At 42.0% G+C, this 19,132-nt stretch carries 11 protein-coding genes; all 11 read left to right on the forward strand.

Features of this window, described 5'->3' with window-relative positions; all coding sequences use genetic code 11:
* Window positions 1-15 precede the first annotated feature (15 nt).
* Entirely contained in the window at window positions 16-747 is a 732-nt protein-coding gene (locus tag WCW66_02710; GenBank protein ID MFA6391644.1) for a DUF6390 family protein, read from the forward strand.
* Window positions 744-1,541 carry a hypothetical protein gene (locus tag WCW66_02715; GenBank protein MFA6391645.1) on the forward strand — a complete coding sequence of 266 codons (798 nt, stop codon included), beginning with the start codon at window positions 744-746 and terminating at the stop codon, window positions 1,539-1,541. The genes WCW66_02710 and WCW66_02715 overlap by 4 nt, the downstream gene beginning before the upstream one ends.
* A 144-nt stretch (window positions 1,542-1,685) precedes the next feature.
* Window positions 1,686-2,657: an Ldh family oxidoreductase gene (locus WCW66_02720; GenBank protein ID MFA6391646.1), complete on the forward strand. Its 972-nt coding sequence runs from the start codon at window positions 1,686-1,688 to the stop codon at window positions 2,655-2,657.
* A 99-nt stretch (window positions 2,658-2,756) separates the two neighbouring features.
* Window positions 2,757-4,019: a Ni/Fe hydrogenase subunit alpha gene (locus tag WCW66_02725; protein ID MFA6391647.1), complete on the forward strand. Its 1,263-nt coding sequence runs from the start codon at window positions 2,757-2,759 to the stop codon at window positions 4,017-4,019.
* Window positions 4,020-4,185: 166 nt separating this feature from the next.
* Window positions 4,186-4,941: a hypothetical protein gene (locus tag WCW66_02730; GenBank protein MFA6391648.1), complete on the forward strand. Its 756-nt coding sequence runs from the start codon at window positions 4,186-4,188 to the stop codon at window positions 4,939-4,941.
* Between the two features lie 192 nt (window positions 4,942-5,133).
* Window positions 5,134-5,388, forward strand: coding sequence for a hydrogenase/urease maturation nickel metallochaperone HypA (locus WCW66_02735; GenBank protein ID MFA6391649.1), 255 nt, complete (start codon window positions 5,134-5,136; stop codon window positions 5,386-5,388).
* Between the two features lie 61 nt (window positions 5,389-5,449).
* Window positions 5,450-6,100 (forward strand): HAD-IA family hydrolase, encoded by a 651-nt coding sequence (locus tag WCW66_02740; protein MFA6391650.1) that lies wholly within the window; start codon window positions 5,450-5,452, stop codon window positions 6,098-6,100.
* Window positions 6,097-7,197, forward strand: a complete 1,101-nt coding sequence (gene tgt / locus WCW66_02745) for a tRNA guanosine(34) transglycosylase Tgt (GenBank protein MFA6391651.1) — start codon at window positions 6,097-6,099, stop codon at window positions 7,195-7,197. The genes WCW66_02740 and tgt overlap by 4 nt, the downstream gene beginning before the upstream one ends.
* A gap of 153 nt (window positions 7,198-7,350) precedes the next feature.
* Complete coding sequence (locus WCW66_02750; protein MFA6391652.1) at window positions 7,351-7,812, forward strand: hypothetical protein; 462 nt, start codon at window positions 7,351-7,353, stop codon at window positions 7,810-7,812.
* 140 nt (window positions 7,813-7,952) lie between these two features.
* Complete coding sequence (locus tag WCW66_02755; protein ID MFA6391653.1) at window positions 7,953-16,817, forward strand: fibronectin type III domain-containing protein; 8,865 nt, start codon at window positions 7,953-7,955, stop codon at window positions 16,815-16,817.
* 137 nt (window positions 16,818-16,954) lie between these two features.
* Window positions 16,955-19,132, forward strand: a 2,178-nt coding sequence (locus WCW66_02760) for a DUF2341 domain-containing protein (protein MFA6391654.1), incomplete at its 3' end; no start/stop codon positions are given.

Consider the following 19,132-nt stretch of genomic DNA (forward strand, 5'->3'; position numbering starts at 1 on the left):
TAATCCCTAATAATAATGGAAGGAATCATTGCCTGCGCCCGATACGCCTATATGCCGAATAATTTGGGATATTGCGGACCTGATGAAAATGAAAACTTAATCGGGTACATTGCGAACAATGAACAGGATGACGGATTGAAAGAAATATTGACAGATTTTCAGACTCTGAAGCCGTATCTGAATTTTATCGCCAGAACCAACAGAATCCCTGATCCTTTTCACAAACAGGTGGTAGAAGCCTATTGGATCGGCAACAGTTTATTAGAAAACATTTCCGCCAAGCAGTATTACAAATATTTAACTGACGAATTTTCCCTGCAGAAAAAAATTGACCGCAAATCACTGCAGTACGTGTACGGCAAACTGCCGATGGGAGCCAAACCGCATCATTCATTCCATGTTTTAAATATTTTCCGCCGGACCGGACACCTTTCCATCAACCACACCGTTGAAACTATGGACAATTGTTGTATCAGTTATGGAAGGGTAATAAAAAAAATGACGGATAGATTGTTAGTTGAATATTCACCCTTAGAAATAATTGAAGGCAAGCTGGCAAAAGGCGGAAAAAAACAAAAAGAAATACTGCTAGAGGTTGACGGGCAGTTAATGGAAACTGAAATTAGCCCTGGTGATCTGGTAACGTTTCATTGGAATGCGGTTTGTGAAAAAATAACGCCCATGCAGGCAAATAATCTTAATATTTATACCAATCAAGCAATTACCTTAGCCAATCTATCATTATGACCAAGAAAATAGTAACAAAAAAAATAACAAAGAAAAAAAAGAAACCGGTTGTTGCTTTCCTGAGTCTTTCCGGCTGTGAAGGCTGCTCGTTTGCCATGCTTGATCTGGGCGGGGAATTTTTTAACGCCCTGGTGCATCATTATAAATTAGGGGAGCACCATTTCCTGGAAGAAATGAAGGGGAAGAGGCATTATGATATCACATTTGTGGACGGCGCGCCTTTAACATTAGAAAACGCGAAAGTTTTAAAAGAAATGAGAAAAAAAACTGACTTCATGGTGGCGGTAGGCAGTTGTGCGGCTTTAGGGGTTGTACCGGGGATAAAAAACTATGTTGATAAAAAGAAGAAAGCCAGTTATGTCTACCCAAAAAATAAAACAGCATATAATCCGGATATCCATCCTATTTCCCGCTACGTAAAAGTAGATCTGGTGATCCCCGGTTGCCCGATTGATAACAAAGAATTTTTGAAAGTGTTTACGGATGTTGCACAAGGTATTGAACCACAGCTTTCCCACCGTCCGGTCTGTTATGAATGTCAGAGCAACGGCAATCCGTGCCTCCTGCAACAGGGTCAACCCTGTCTCGGTCCGGTGATTCAGGGCGGATGCAATGCTGTCTGCCTGAACAGCCGTTATTATTGCCGGGGCTGCCGGGGTATTTTAAAAGAGGATACAATGGATGATGCGGTAAAGACACTCAATGCGAAGATAGAAAAGATGATCGGAAAGAAAGCACTGCATCACATTTTACAAATTTACGGGATCCAAGAAGACTGGTTGAATAGGTTGTAGGTAGGGTAGAGGGCAAAGGGGTTAGGTTTAAGATTAGAAGTTAATGATTCAATTAGTAACTCGTAACATGTAATTCATAATTGTTGATCCTTACTCTTAATTAGCATTCATTGCCAGAAAAAATAAATTAAAGTATAAAAAACTATGCGTATCCAAATTGAGGCGGTTGAGAAATTATTAAAAAATAAACTGCGCAAAATGGGCTTTACGGCGGAAGAAGCGAAAGCAATTACTTTTGAATACATTGCCGGTGAACTTAAAGAAAAACGATCACACGGTGTCTTCGGGTTTATCAATGCTTACGAGAGACTCAAACAGACTAAGAGAGGCCATTATAAGATCGCAATCGATAAGCCGGCGTACGCATTTATTGAAGGCAACCGGGATATCGGCCAAATTGTGGCTTACAAAGCAATTGAAATGGCGATTAAGAAAGCGAAAAAAACCGGTATTGCCATGGTGGGCGGTAACAACATTCATTCGTTCTTAAGACCGGGTACCTGGGCGGAAGTGGCAGCGCGTAAAGGCATGATTGCTTTGTGTTTTAACTACGGCGGCGGTCCGTTATTGGCCCCGACCGGATCCAGAGAAGCGATCCTTTCCACTAACCCGATCGGGATCGGCATTCCTTATAAGGAATATCCGTTTGTGATTGATATGGCGGTTTCGGAAAGAGCCTTCAATCAAATTAAACTGGCAAAAACATTAGGTAAAAAAATACCTAGTGGCTGGGCAATTGATAAAAACGGAAAAAATACCAATGATCCGGATAAAGTTACGGCGGTTTTGCCGTTCGGCGGGTATAAGGGATATATTTTGGCGCTGGCATTGGAAATACTGACCGGGCCTTTTGTCAGGACAAAAGTTGGTAAGAAAACAAAGAATGTCCGCGGGCTTCTGTTTATTGTAATTGATCCTTATGTATTTACGACTAAAAAAGATTTCAGCAGTGACATGAATCAACTGATTAAAGAAGTGGATGAGGCTAAAAAGATTAAAGGAGTAAAGGATATACATATACCCGGAGAAAGTGCGGCAAAAAATGAAATTAAAAAAATGAAGTCAGGATATTTTGACATTGATAAAAATATTATTGATCAGATCGAAAAACTATAAACTCTGTCGGATAATAAAATGAATCCCGTTAGAAATCAATAAAAATAGCGGGAGACAAAGTTAAAATTCAATTGGATAATTCACATAATTTCTAACGGGATGAAAAGACGAATCAAATTTGATCATGTAGCAAAAATTGAAGGACATGCCAGCCTGATCACGGATTTGGAATCCGGCGAGATTAACCGTGCCCGGTTCAAAACGCTGGAAGGCTCCAGATTTATTGAGGGTATTTTGGTTGGTCGGAATTATCAAGAAGCACCTTTAATAACCGCGCGAATTTGTGGTGTTTGCCCCGTTGTGCACAATCTGGGCAGTATATTGGCGATTGAAGATGCGATGAAAGTAAAAGTCAGCGAGAAAACCGTTGTTTTGAGAAAACTGATGATGTGGGGCCAGTTCATTCAGAGTCACAGCTTGCATCTTTATTTTCTCACCTTACCGGACTATTTTAAAATGCAGAACAGTCTGAAACTTCTAAAGGATTTTCCTGAAGAAACAAAACAGGCGCTGGAGATTCGTGCATTCGGTAATAAGCTGATTGAAGTGATCGGCGGACGGTCAATCCACCCCATGAATTCCGCTGTGGGTGGGTTCATGAAAAATCCTGATGAGCGGGAATTGACAATCCTTTTAAAACAGATTGACCCTTTACTTGAAATCGGAGCAAAGATTACAGGAATATTTAATTCCTTGAAGTATCCCAAATTCTCCCGTAAAACCGAGTTTATTTCATTGACCAATAAAAAAGAATATCCGATCTATCAGGGCACGCTTACTTCTACTATAGATAAAGCGATAACCAAAGAAAAATTTATTAAGGAAGTAGAGGAAGAATACAGTAACTGGCAGAGAATTAAAAAGACCAAACTTTACGGCAAGATCTATATGGTCGGCGCATTGGCGCGTCTCAACGTGAACCGGAATCTTTTAAAACCGAAAGCCAAAGCACTACTGAACGCATCTGGGATTGAGTTTCCTTCATACAATACCTTCCATAATATTTTGGGGCAAATGATTGAGACGGTTAACGGTTTGGAAGAATGTAAAACACTGATCAATCAGTATTTGAAGATGAAGGGATCCTGCCTGGTAAGAAAGTACGAAATAAAAGCCGGTACCGGAATAGGTGTAATTGAGGCACCACGCGGAACCCTCTTTCATGTATACGAAATAGATAAACTGGGTTTCCTAAAGAACGTGAATATTATTACCCCTACCGCTCAGTTTGTGAATAACTTGGAGGAAGATATCAAAGCATTTCTTCCGGACATACATAATGTATCCTCTCAAGCGTCCAGAAGAAAAATTAAAATGCTGGTGCGTGCTTATGATCCATGCATGACTTGCGCCACTCATTAGCGTGTCGCGTGTAGGTTCGAATTTATTCGAACGATTAAAATAAAAGCGAATGAATTCGCTTCTGCTCGGTAAAAATTGTAAGAGCAAAATCAGAAGAAATAATACAAACTCATTAAATATATAATTAATCCATAGGGTTATATTCGAATTCATTTAAAATAAACACATGATAAATGAAAAATATATGAAAAGCAGAGAAGGCGAACAGCCCGAATTATTTTTTGAACAAGATGCCGAATTAAAAGATTTAGCTCAAAGGGTTAAATATAGAGTTAGTTTATTAGGCGGTGGTAACTCTGAAGAATCTGCTAGAATTTTGGGTCATGATTTAACTGAGAGATTTTATCCTATTCAAACGGGTGGTTATGATACAGGAGCGATGAAAGGTGGGCTAGAAGGCGCTAATCAGGCAATCAATGAAATGAGGCAAGATACACACACTAAGGAACTTTTATCTCTAGTTTATCCATACCCAAAGGGTATTACGGCTGAACGATTTGCACCTGCTTGGGTGCCAAAAGGTGAACACATAAAGATTGAAGTAGCTGAAGGCAATAAGGATATGTATTTGAGACTAGGGATATTAATGGAAGATTCGTCAGCAACAATTGTTTTACCAGGCGATGCGGGCACAGAACTGGAAGTATTTGCAAATTTGCATTTCGACAAAAAATTAAAACCTAAGTTTCAAGTAGAATCTAAACCGCTGATTGTCATAGGTGATTCTCATATTGAATTAATGAGAAAATTTGAAACTGTAATTAATGATAGTGATAATGTTTATATAGTACAGGATGAAACAGAGGCTCTGGAACTCGTAGACGTTTTACGAAAATTGGATAATCAATCAGATTTGGATGAAGGTGAAGTAGAGCAATTGAATGAATTTAGAATTCAGCGTCGATTAAAATTTGAAAAATAAAATGTATAATTAATCAATATGGGTAGTTTCGAATTCATTCGAAACATGTTAACAAAAAGCGAATGAATTCGCTTCTGCTCGGTAAAAATTGTAAGAGAAAAATCAGAAGAAATAATTAAAATTCTAACAACGATTATCAAAAATTCAAAAAAATAATTATTAATTATACATAATAAATTTTACATTAAAACCATGCATGATCTAATGACGGCCAAAGACATCTGCGATGCAGTGCAGAAAAAAGCCAAAGAAAATAAAATGAAAACAGTTTCTGAGATTGTTATCGATCTGGGAGAGATGGAGGATCATGGTGAAATCGTGTCGGAAGAAAATTTGCGGTTTCATCTGGATTATCTTTTAAAAGGAACACTGGCAGAAAAAGCAAAGCTAGTTTTTAATAAAGTTCCCGGCGATACAATAATTCTGCGGGAAATAGAAGGCGAGTAGGATAATATAATGCATAATGCAAAATTGATAATGTATAATTTTTGTTCTAAGGAAATATTGTATGATAGAAAAAACTGATAAAAATAAAGATCGACTTTTTTTATTTGACTTTGACGGAGTAATTGTGGACAGCCTGAAGGAAGCCACGGATGCGATCGGAATATTTTTAAGCTCTTTTGATATTAAAAAACCGACTATTGATGAAGTCAGGCGGATGTATCATAAAAACATTTTTGATTCTTTCCGAGAATTGGGTGTACCAGATGATGGATATCCGAAACTATATTCCATAATCAAAGAAAGAAGCGTGCAGTATAACAGCCGGATCCCGCTGTATGAAGGAGCTAATGATTTATTATCGGCACTAAAAGATGAGACAATATATATCGTCAGTTCCAGTTCAACGAGAGCGATGAAAAAATACTTAAAAAAATATAATCTATTAGGTCATTTTAAGGAAATACTAGGCGCAGAAAACGGCACGTCAAAAGTAGAAAAGATAAGTAAAATTTTGGCAAAGGAAAATCCTGATCTGGAGAGAACCTATTTTGTAACTGATACAACCGGCGACATTAAAGAGGGGAAAAAAGCAGGAGTAAAAACAATAGCTGTTGGTTGGGGTTATCACTTTCCGGAAGATCTTCAAGCAGAAAACCCGGACTATTTATTTTTGACTATGGAAGACTTTATCAAGGCAATACCGGGATTATGAACAATTTTAAACTGATCAAGAAAGACAAAAAGACTCTTGCCAGAAAAGGAATCTTGCATACCGCGCACGGTGAATTAGAAACCCCGTTTTTCATGCCGATTGCTACCAAAGCTTCGGTCAAAGCGCTGAGCAGTGAAGACATTCTGGATCTCAAATCAGGAATTATTTTGAGCAACACATATCATCTGTATTTAAGGCCGGGCATGCCTGTGATCAAAAAGGCCGGCGGTTTGCACAAGTTTATGAACTGGCCAGGGGCGATCCTGACTGACTCCGGCGGATATCAGGTATTCTCTCTGGGTTCCAGAAAAAATCCTGACAAAAACATGGTGAAGCTTTCCAGAAAAGGCGTGGAATTCCGGTCAACCTACGACGGATCAAAACACATGCTGACTCCAGAAAAAGTGATTAAAATTCAGGAAACAATCGGCTCGGATATCATGATGGTTCTGGATGAATGTCCGGCTTATCCGGCGACAAAAGAAAAAGCCAGAATATCCATGGAGCTGACAACTCACTGGGCGGGGCGTGCAAAAAAATCCCACAAAAAAAATAAGCAGATGCTGTTCGGTATTGTACAAGGCTCTTCCTATAAAGATCTGCGTATTCAGCACGCAAATGATCTGAAAAATATTGGCTTTGACGGTTATGCCATCGGGGGTTTAGCGGTAGGTGAGCCGACAGAAAAAATGTACGAAGTGCTGGACTGGGTGATTCCGGAACTGCCGGAAGATAAACCGCGCTATCTGATGGGTGTCGGCAAACCGGAACAGATTTATGAAGCGGTGAAAAGGGGAGTAGATATGTTTGATTGTGTGATCCCAACCCGCAATGCTAGGCACGGCCTTATATATGCATGGCGCAATAAAAATTTGAAAGGAAAATTTTACGAGGAGATAAGAATCAAGCAGTCGAAGTATCGTTTGGATATGAAGCCGGTTGATCAGCAATGTGATTGTGTCACCTGCAAAAATTATTCCAGGAGTTATTTAAGACATCTTTTTTCGGCTGAAGAGCCTTTAGCTTACCGGCTCGCCACAATCCACAACGTGAATTTTTATCTGGAATTGATGCAAAGAATAGCTAAAACAATTTAAGATGATAAATATTTAAAAATATGCTATACTTTAAATATCAAAATTAAAATAAATTTATGAACCCCGTTAGAAATTGAGTGTTGTCTGTCTAATAGGGTATGGTATCAATTTAGCTTGTTAAAATCATTTATTTAATTATTTATTTCTAACGGGGTGAAGATAAAGAAATTAATCTCAATTAGCATTATTCTACCCGCTGTCTTCTTTATGACCGGCTGTGGTACGACAAAAACCAATACTAATACAGCGCCTGTCGCCAATACCAATACAGCTGTTGAAGAAAACACTAACGCGGTTACGAATGAAAATACTAATACCGACAATACTGTTACAGAGCAGGATGTTGTCGCAACCGGGATGGTGTATTTGAAGGGATACAATACGCCAAGTGAATCATACGGGATAACTACTGCATCAGGAAATGAAATAGGTCTGGGAAAATACGATACAATGAAGGAACAGTTCAGAGCCTATATCGGAGAAAGAATTACCGTTACTTTTTCCAATGTGTGTAAAACTTCCAATCAGGATTGTTGCCGGACTCTGTTCCCATACTGTGGAACGGTTAAAGACTGGGTGCCGGTAGAAGACACAAATACCAATTCTACAGAATGAGAATAAGGTAGAATGCACAAGAAAAGCTGGATTGATTATCCAGTTTTTTGTTGTCAACATATTGTTGACATAATGTAAAATTTGTGCTAAAATTATATGGTATAATAAAACAAAAGCAGGACAATAACCGAGAGCGTAATATGTCCGAATTTTCGGGTAAAAATAAAAGAAAATCAAAAACCAAAAAGAAACTCGTGTTTCTGATTGCTAGAAAATCGAAAAAGAAACCACAAAGGAGTAAGTCTTGGGGTATGTTAAATAAAGAAAAAAAGCATGCCTTTTTTGTTAGAAAAAAGAAAAAGGATCAAACAGCGGATTGGAAAAAATTATACCAAAAGAAATCATTTCAATTGGCGACGATTATATCAGTAGCGGTTCTGGCTGGAGCATACTGGATCTACCATGTTGTTGTGATCAATGCTGTCGCGGCAACTTATACTATTGATACAAAAGCAGAATGGGAAGCGGGCGAATTTTATCCGAATACAGTTGATACAACATCGAGCGCCAATCAGATCAAGATTAATGACGGCGGTGGCGGAACCTGGGATGGAGATACGGCCGGTTATTTAACAGATACTGCCGGCTATGACTATTGGACATATGACGGACCTTCCTACGGAGCGGATCTGACCACTGATGGAACATATATATACCAGATTGTCGGTAACAGAAGGCCATATCTTTTTCGCTACAATCCTGAGACCAATACCTGGAAGCAACTGGCAAATGCACCGACCGCATTTTACTATGGCGGTTCGATAACTTATGATGCTTATACTAAATCTCTCTTCGCGATTGACGGCGGTGAACAAAATGAAACGGAACAGGCAACCAAACATGTTTATCGTTATGATATTGCCTCGGACACCTGGACAAAAGTAACTGATGCTCCTGACACCTGGGGACTTGGCTCATCTATTGCGTCCAATGGTACTGGGAAGCTGTACGCAGTGCGCGGAAGGAATACCGATGAATTATGGGAGTATGATATTAATGATCAAAATTATGATACGGGAATATGGGATCAGAATTACTCCCAGTTGCCAACCCCGTATTTTGTCTATACGACAAACGGGCAGGCATTGGAGTTTGTTAATGAGGAATATGACGGAAAATGTACTCAAGGATGTTTATTTACATTGTATGGCAACGGAAACAGAAATTTTTTCCGTTTTGATATCGCGGAAAAAACCTGGTACCACAATTCACCAACCGATCTGACGATCCCGGTTGCACTGGGTGGGGTGAACTACGGTTCATCATTCGCTTATGACAATGACCGGGGTAATTTATTTTTACTGCATGGCGCTACTCAGTATCCTGCCAATACCATTGCTGATAATTTTTCCAAATATGATGTATCGGGTGAAATATGGGATGTAGCGGATACTACCACTCCGGACGCTCCGGGATGGGTGACATATGGGGGGTCCTCTGTTTATCTGGATGATTTTGTTTATTCGCAGCAGGGGTATAATGGAACCCGTCCGGGACTCTGGAAGTTTGACGTCATCAATAATCGCTGGGATTCTATATCCACTCCGGACAAGGCCAATGCGGCAGTTCCGGCACTCGGACAAGGATCAACCGGCAATGGCGGAGAAAACGGGCATGTTTTGTATGTACCGAGCGGGACATATTGCGCGGATGCGGATGGTTGTCTATTTGTTTTTCGCGGAGCAAATTCTACTAGTTTTTGGAGGCGTAATATTGCTGCCAGAACCTGGACTTCCGATCTGTCGGTTACAAATTTTGGCGCACTGCAACAGGGATCATCTATGTGTTATAACGGCGCTAACCGGATATATGCACTGCATGGTGAAAGTTCACTGGCATTTTATCAGTATGAAATAAATAGCGAAGATCCTGACACTACTAATACATGGGAGGTATTGACCAGTATGCCGTCGGACCATACGGATGCGGATGACTACCCGGATGCCGCTGCCAATGCTTCATATGGTAGTTCTATTACCTGCATGGGTACTACGGTCTATGCCTTAAAGGGTGCAGCATCCGCTGCGGGAAGTAATCACTTCTTCAGTTATAACGGTGCTGCTTGGACTCATCTGGAACCATTGCCGCAAAGAGTGTATGCCGGTGCTGCACTTGTAAACGTTCCCTATAATGCCGGACATCCGGAGTGGTGCGCGGATACTAGCGGATGTGTTTATGCATTTACCGGGAATTTAAGAGGGGATTGGTACAGGTACAATGTCAGTGCAAATACCTGGACCGCTTTAACTGGCGACAATCTGCCGACAGCCACAATTAATACCGCATCTTTATCCTATGACGGCCAAGGTAATATTTATGCCACGGATGGAAACTTTGATACTAGAATGTGGAAATACGATATTAATGGTGATGATGGCACATGGTATCAGATTGCGGATTTGCCGGCGCGAGTTGGTTATAATAATGCCTTGGCTTATGACAGTGTTCACAATAAGATGTATTTCCAGCAGGGTATGGGCACAACTACGATCAGTAGTTTTACCCCGACCGCTAATGCCTACATTGCTTCTGCAGATTGGATTTCAGAACCGATTGATCTTGGGTTTGTAAACACGTTCACCAGTTTGGTTTCATCAGCGACAACCCCGGGTACTACTAGTGTCGCATTTCAAACCAGAACATCTTCGGATAAAGTCAGCTGGTCCGACTGGGCAAATATCGGGGGCGGTGACACGATTCAATCTGATGAAGCACAATATATCCAGGTTAAAGCAGCTTTAACTTCAGATGGTGTTAATACCCCAACCCTGACCAGTATTACGATAAATTACGATAAGGACGGTACTTCGCCGACAAACCCCTCTGTGAGTGGCTATGCAGATAGTTTAAAAGCGACCACGCTGACTTCCGGATATGCCAACGGGTATCACTATACTAATCCGTACTTTGAATGGACAGCGCCGACTGATGATTCCGGGATTGCCGGTTATTATGTCGCCTGGACAACCAATAGTGCTTTTAATCCATCGGACGATGAGGATTATTTTCAAACCGGAACATCATTTGAAGTAAATACTGACATGGTCACTGCCGCTCCCGGACCGAATTATTATTTACGAATTCAGGTGAAAGACAATTCCGGCAACACGGCTGCAACCACGACAGCGTTTACTTACACATATACTGGTATTGCTTCAGCAACTGAAACAATATGGGATGACCAGGCTGAATTTTCACTTGGTACGGACAGCAATATTAATACCGCAGCGAACGGCAATTTAGACATGACTCTGGATGCAATCAGTCCTGGTACCTGGATGGATCTGCCGGCAGTCGGGACTAATGCATTGGGCGGATTGACGATGTATAATGACACATCGCTTGCCTGGGACGGTAACGATACAGTTTATGTTTTGCGTTCAATCAACACACAAACATTTTTGAAATATACTATATCCACAAAAACATGGACTGCTTTAGCTAATACCGGTGCCAATGCATATACAGGTTCAGCGATTGTATACGTTCCGGACGGAATCAGTAGTGGTTGTACGGATGACGGCGGTTGTATTTTTGCCACCATGGGTAATGGAACCGGATTTCGGCGTTATGATATTTTGGCAAATACTTGGACTGGGCTAACGGTAGTGCCATTATCAGTTGGCTATGGAGGGGGGCTAATCTGGACAGGGGGAGATTATATTTTTGCTTCCCGTGGCGCCGGACAAGTTAATTTTTACCGCTACTCAATCTCAGCAGGCACGTGGTCCGATCCGGCGGCGGCTGATCCGGATATTGCATTCAACTATGGTGCTTCTTATTCTTATGTTCCTAATGGCGATTACTGTCTTGATCTTCAAGGTTGTATCTTTGCTACACGTGGTGGCGGATCCAACCATTTTTGGCGCTATGATATTCAAAACGGGGCTTGGACATTTTTAACCGCCGTGCCTTCCTCAGCACCTTCCAAGACGAATTATGGCGCAACTATGACATTTGATAATGGCTATTTGTACTATGTTGGCGGTACCTATACAACAGATTTTCTGAAGTACGATATTATCAATGATTTGTGGAGCAATATGCCGGATCTGCCTGCAACACACAATTATGGTTCTACAAATGGGATGGTGTATGACACAACGAGTGATATTATCTATATCATGCGAAGTTATAATGAATACAGCTTCCTAAGCTTTGATGTATTAGAAAATGAATGGCGCAATCCAACCATGCCACATGGCGGTTCCAGCAATGGATTCTACTATGGTGGTGTGGCTTATGACGGTAATGATACTTTATATATTACGCGAGGTAATCCAGGAGCGACTGCTGATTTCTATAAATATACCATCTCAACTAAAGCATGGCAGAGAATGATGGATGTGCCGATGCGTATGAATACCGGATCTGACCTGATTTATGTTGGCGGCAAAGTATACGCACTAACCGGTGCGCCGCCTTATGGTGAAGTTATATCCCGATTTTATGAATATGATCCCGCGACCAATATGTGGACGCGTAAGGGGGACACGCCGGCGGCAGTCGGTGATGGAGCGAAGTTGGTATTTGACGGTAATAACACAATATATACCGCGCGTGGCGCTGGGCAGACGCAGTTTTATTCTTATAAAATTTCTGGCACATCCAGTGGAGCATGGACAACTCAAATTGAAGCTACGCCAGCGGCAATTAATCAAGGTGCCTGCGCAGTTTGGGATAGTGACGCGGCTGACAAGCTCTATATGATTCGCGGGTCAAACCAACGCGATATTTATTATTGTAATTTATCAACTGACGTAAATGGAGTAGGGACTTGCGACTGGCAGTTGGACACGCTGACCGACATTACACTTGGCTATGCTGCTCAATTTGGTAATGCCTGTACTTATGATAGTGGAAATATTTTTGTACCACGCGGTAATACAAATAATACCGATTTCCTGGTTTATGATATTGACGGCGCAGCCAACGGCTCTTGGTCGGTCCGATCGCTCAATAATTTCTACTATGGTGGTCGTCTGATTACCGGTCCGGATAATATTCTTTACGGATTCCGCGGTTATAACACATCTACTATGGACCGCTATGTTCAGCAGACTGCCACGACCAGTTTTCAAAGAACCGGTACCTGGACTTCACAAATCGTCAGCGTACCTAGTATTTATAGTTTCGGTGGATTGACCGTTAATGACACTGTCGCAGAAAATACTTCACTTATTTATCAAACACGCACCTGTTCCAACAGCGGTTGTTCAGCAGATGAAGGTAATGTTAACTGGTCTACATGGACGGATGTTTCCAATGCTCAGATCAGCGGAACAACTGACCATTATACTATCGAATCAACTCCAGCTCAATATATTCAGGTTAGAGCTACCTTCAATTCAGATCGGGTCTATACGCCAACGGTCAATGATTTCAGCATCAGCTATTACACGGATGGGGTAGATCCGAATAACCCGGCAGTTCCGGTGAATGGGTATACCAACAACAGTAAAACAACCGGAATTACCAATAATACTTGGACGAATGACTCGACACCTTATTTTGAGTGGACTTCGTCTGATAATGTCGGAGGGATTGGAATTGAAGGTTATTATGTTTACTTTGGGACAGATATTACAAAAGATCCTGTTGACAATGCTAGCGACCCGACAAATTTAGCTTATAATAGTGGAACAAATTATTATAATGTTGCCTCTGACCATATAACCGGTTCATGGAATGCCGCTACGCAAAGCAGTGCTGCGATTACAAATGGAAATTATTACTTAAGAATAAAAACAAAAGATATCAACGGCAATATCACTGACAGTGCAGTAGATGGATTTACATTCTTAATTGATAATAGTCTACCGAATAACATTACGGATTTGTCTGTTGGAACTTATATGTCTTCAGCTGACGATTTTGATTTTACCTGGACTAATGTTAATGATGAGGGATCATCCGGCATTGCCCAGTATTGCTATCATACCGGCAGCTCAGGTGATACATGTGTCAATGATGAAACAATCTGCAGTGGCGGAACATGTACGCTTAGTAATGTCCCGCACTATCAGACCCGTGTAAATACTTTTTATGTCCGTGCGCGAGATACAGCTAATAATGATGCTGCGAGCTATGCATCTACCGGTTATTTTTATACCGGAGGTCCGCCAAATGCACCGGCATCAATAACAGTTGATCCGCTTGCGCAGGTGGATAATAATACGTTTTCCATTTCTTGGGAGTTGCCAACAACCTGTTTGGGCGCGACACCATGTGCTGCTAGCGATATTTTACAATACTGCTATACCATAAATGAAGAACCAAGTGCAGAGACTTGCGGTGCAAATTATAGCGGTAGCCCGACACCGTCATCGGATGGGGGGTGGACTACCACAACCCAGTCGGCTAGCCGTGTCTTGCCATCATTCTCGGCAGCGACTTTGCAGGGAGAAAATACAATATATGTCGTAGCAATGGATGTAGTCAGTAATATTGATTATTCCAGCCGTCAGACTGCAACTTATGATTTTACTTCTAATGCACCGGGTGTACCAGCCAGTCTACAGGCCAGTGATACATCCGACCGCGCAACCAATAAGTATTCGGTCGTGTTAACCTGGGATGAACCTTCGGATGTTGGGAGCGGAGTGGAATCCTATAAAGTTTACCGGTGCGAAGCGGACTGTGAAAACCCGTCAACAACTGATGATCCCCCTGCTAATTACACAAACATTGCTGAAGTAAATACACTGGGCTATCTTGACACCAGTCTGGATAACACAATTACCTACTCATATTTTGCGCGTTCAACCGGTACCGGCGGAACGCAGTCCGGTAACTCGGCTGTTGTGGCAATCAAACCGGAAGGTAAGTTTAAATTTGCTCCGACTATAAGCGGTTTGCCGACCGCAACCGCCTATATCCGTTCGGCGACAGTTGAATGGCTGACTTTAAATGATCAGGATCAATACGGCAATATCATTGAACATCCGGCCACATCTTTTGTGGAATACGGTACGTCCGCTGCATATGGTGATGAGGATGGCGATTCGGTACTAACCACTGACCATGCTGTGACCCTGGTAAATCTGACACCTGATACCACCTACCATTACCGCTGCCGATGGCAGGATCAGGACGGCAATATCGGTTATTCTACTGATTTTACATTTACCACCAAAGGGGCGCCATCCGCACCAATCAATTTGTTAGTGACCCCGGAGTCTAATACGACGAATAGCTTTACATTTACATGGGATGCTCCGACTGATGAAGGTGTAACAGTTGCAGGTTACTATTATTCTATCAATACGATTCCGAATGAGTCGAACTCTACGAATACGGTTGCAAGGAGTGTCGGTCCGATTGATGCCGCGACACAGCAGGGTGCAAATACATTTTACGTAGTGGCGATTGATGATGGTGGGAATATTAATTATGCCAACTATGCTTCAGTAGATTTCGAAGCATACACCACACCGCCAAGTTCACCGCAGGCGATTACCATAACTGACTCTTCGGACCGGGATGCTTCCCGTTACTCTATTACAAACACCTGGGATCCTCCCGAAGGTTATGCGATTGGCGATGAAATTTATTATACGATTTACCGCAAAGATGCAACTTCTACAGCACAGTCTGATGATGTAAATAAACAGGCGGATGAATTGGATGGTTATGAAGAAATCGCCACTATCACCTCAACCGGGTATTTGGATACAGGTCTCGATAATTCAACAGAATATTTTTATCAAGTAACAGCACGTGATAAAGCCCAGGCTACTTCCGAGCCGACACAGGTTGTTTCTGAAATTCCTGAAGGACGGTTCACTCAGCCAGCTGCGATTACTGAAGCGCCTAGTGTTACTCCAGACTCTTTCTCTGCATTAGTGACATGGCGTACCGAACGTATCACCACTTCGTTTGTGGAATATGGGACAAGCGCGTCTAACTTAACCGAAGAACAGGGGACTTCCGATCAGGTTGAAAGTCACGAAGTTAAGGTAACTGGTTTAAAACCGGAAACCAAATACTATTTCCGGATAAAGAGTATTGATAATGATGAGAATGTGGCCTATTCAGAAGTTGATGATTTTACAACACTGGAAGCTCCGCGCGTTTTGGATGTAACGGTGTCCGATGTCAAACTTTACGACGCAATCATTCAGTGGAATACCAATAAAGAAGTAACTTCTGTAGTTCAATATGGTACGACCACCGATTATGGGCTTTCTTATACCGACATATCTGGCTCCTTCGCGCTCACTCATACGATTAAACTGGAAGGACTTTCGGACAGTACGACATATAATATCAGGATCGGCGGAGTGGACCGGAACGGCAATCCTGTCACTTCCGATAATTACACATTCAGCACGCTGACATTCCCAACCGTCCTTGATGTTTCGTATGAAAATCAATCAGAGGGCCAAACGGAAATATTTTGGACAACGAACGTACCGACAACATCTGAGGTAGAATATTATTCAGAAAAAATTCCGCCGAAGACACAGGGAAACACGGCGCAGGTTACGGAACATAAAATTCTGCTGTTCGGACTGGAAGATGCTACCCTCTATAATTTTAAAGTAAGAGGTTCTGATGTATTCGGTTATGAGGCTATTTCAGATGAAAGGGAGTTCACAACACTTGAGGATACGACACCGCCGACAATCAGCGGAGTGAAATCAGAATCAAATACGATCGGAGCGGGTGAAGATTCAAAAGTACAGATTATTATTTCGTGGAAAACTGACGAGCCGACAACTTCCCAGGTCGATTACGGTGTCGGGCTTTCCGGCGCAGATTACACGGATCAAACCGAAGAGAATGCCGAATTGGTTATGGACCATCTCGCGGTAGTCAGCGGGTTGTCCCCGGCTAAAACATACCACTTTAGAGCGGTATCTTCTGACAAAGCGGGGAATCAGACCAAGTCAGGATCTTATACTGTATTAACTTCGCGAAAACGAGAGTCTTTCCTACAACTGATCATATCTAATTTAGAAGAAACCTTCTCCTGGATCGGAAGATTGGGCGGTACTTTCTAGCTTCGATTTAATATACAAAAATTAGCGAGCCCAAGCGAAAGCTAGTTGATACAACTGGGCTTTTGTTGTATAATAAATCCATAATAGTGGATAATTATTTCCGCAATCTTTTGCGTTTTATACGCACAAAATGCGTAATGAAAAAAACAAAAGTAGCCAATAAAACAGCTAGAAAAGCAATAAAAAGGCGAAAAAGCTTCCTTCGTAAGTTAGCTTTTTTTCTTTTTCAGCAGAAAATTACAATTGCTAAATGGGAGTTGAATCTATTTGGTGTTTTGCTATTTGGATTTGGGTTAATAACTGGAGGGTATTTTGCTGTTACAAATTTTCTTACGGTATTTGCTGCACCGCTTCTGGCATCAGAATCTGTTTCAACCGATGAGGATTGGAATCAGGGTACGCTAGATGATGTGTCGGTAAGTTCCGGCTCAATTCAAATTAACGGCAGTGGCGGTGTCGGATGGCTTGCCGGATGGCAGTACCGACAGCCGGTTACGGTTACGAATGCAGGGGCGGTGCAAACAAACTATCAGGTGAGATTAGCAATTACATATGACGCACAGATGCAGGCTGATTTTGACGATCTTCGCTTTACAAATTCTGGAGGCACTGCGCTTGATTATTGGTTACAAACAAAAGTTGATAGTACTTCCGCAATTGTTTGGGTGGAAGTTGATTCTTTAGCCGGATCCGGTACGACAGTTATTAATATGTACTACGGCAATGCCGGTGTGTCATCTGGTTCAAACGGTACAAATACTTTTGCATTGTTTGATGATTTTGAAGATGGCAGTATCAACGTTGCAAAATGGACAGAAGTTGATCCGTCTTCAAAAATTTCTGAAAGTGGTGGAAAATTGCGTTTTATTTACGGAAGCGGCAGTGGCGCATGGAATGCTGGTGTCTATGGTGTCACAACATTTGCTCGTGGAGATTTAGTATTTGACTGGGATCAGCGTTGGACCAGTGACTATAGCCCGTATGATGCATTTATGTTCGGTTGGAAAGATAGTACTAGCAGTATTAGTTATACGGAACTTGTTTATGGATATTACATACAAGGAGATGGATTCTGCACAACTAATTGCGCTGGAAATGTATATGAAGATGGTAGTCCTCGCGGAGCTGCCGGTACTTGGTCAAATAATACTGACTATAATCTCCGCGTAAGAATGCGCAGTACCGGTGGAGCATATTACGAAAAAAGTATTAACTATGGCGCTAGTTGGACAACCGATTATACCAGTGCTTATTCAGTAGAAACAAATCTACGTCCGGCTTGGTCACATTATTCTGGTGATTATCTTATCGATAATGCCCGTGTCAGGAAATGGATGGCGACAGAACCTACTGCAGTTTTCGGTTCCGAAGAATCCGCCCTCCAGTCCCCGGGTACCTACACTTCCCATAATCTGGATTTGCAGTACATCTACAAATGGGGAGACTGTTCCGGTGTGTGCATCGGAGCATCCACTGCGTTTACCACCAATGTAACAATCCCTGCAAACACTTCCGCTTTGTTTGAAGTAAGACACGGAGCTAACGGTTCATCCGGCTGGTCTGCTTGGACGACTATAGATACTTACACATCATCCGGAACCAAGACCAAAAACAGAACAGAGATGGTTGCACTAACGGGAGATATTACAAACAGATATCTGCAGACTAGAATTACCCTGACATCAACAGATGGAGTAGCTAATCCATCGGTGGCAGATTACCGATATGACTTTACTACAGATGTTGACCCTCCTTCCAATATATCCGGTGCTTTAGCATACTCCGCAAGCGGTGGAGACTTATTAACTACAGATACCTGGTACAACCACAGTGCCCCGTACTTTACTTTATCCGGCGCAGTAGATCCTGATTCTGGCATGACCGGCGGGTATTCCGGTTACTGGGTTTGTTTTGGTCTGGTTAATTGTGAGCCTACTGCCGGAACTTTTAGAACCACAGCAAATTACACTGCATCTTCTCTTTCCTCCGGAACTACATATTACTTAAGAGTCAAAGCAGTCGATGCAGTCGGCAATGTAGCAGATACTGCCTTCGACGCCTTCACTTACAAGTATGACGCCACCGACCCTGGTAATCCGTCCGGCATTTTGCCGAACCCGGCGGGCTTCACCAATGATAACAGTTTCTCCTTTACCTGGAATGCCGGTACCGATGCTCATTCTTTAATCGATGAGTACTGCTACAAAACGGGTGCAGATGGAGCGGTAGATACTTGCCAAGCAGGAACTACTGTCTCTTTGATTGAAGCATATGACGAGGGGACTAATATCTTCTATGTTAGGTCTAAAGATAAC

Source organism: Patescibacteria group bacterium, assembly GCA_041664365.1.
GTDB lineage: Bacteria > Patescibacteriota > Patescibacteriia > UM-FILTER-42-10 > UM-FILTER-42-10 > JAHJEX01.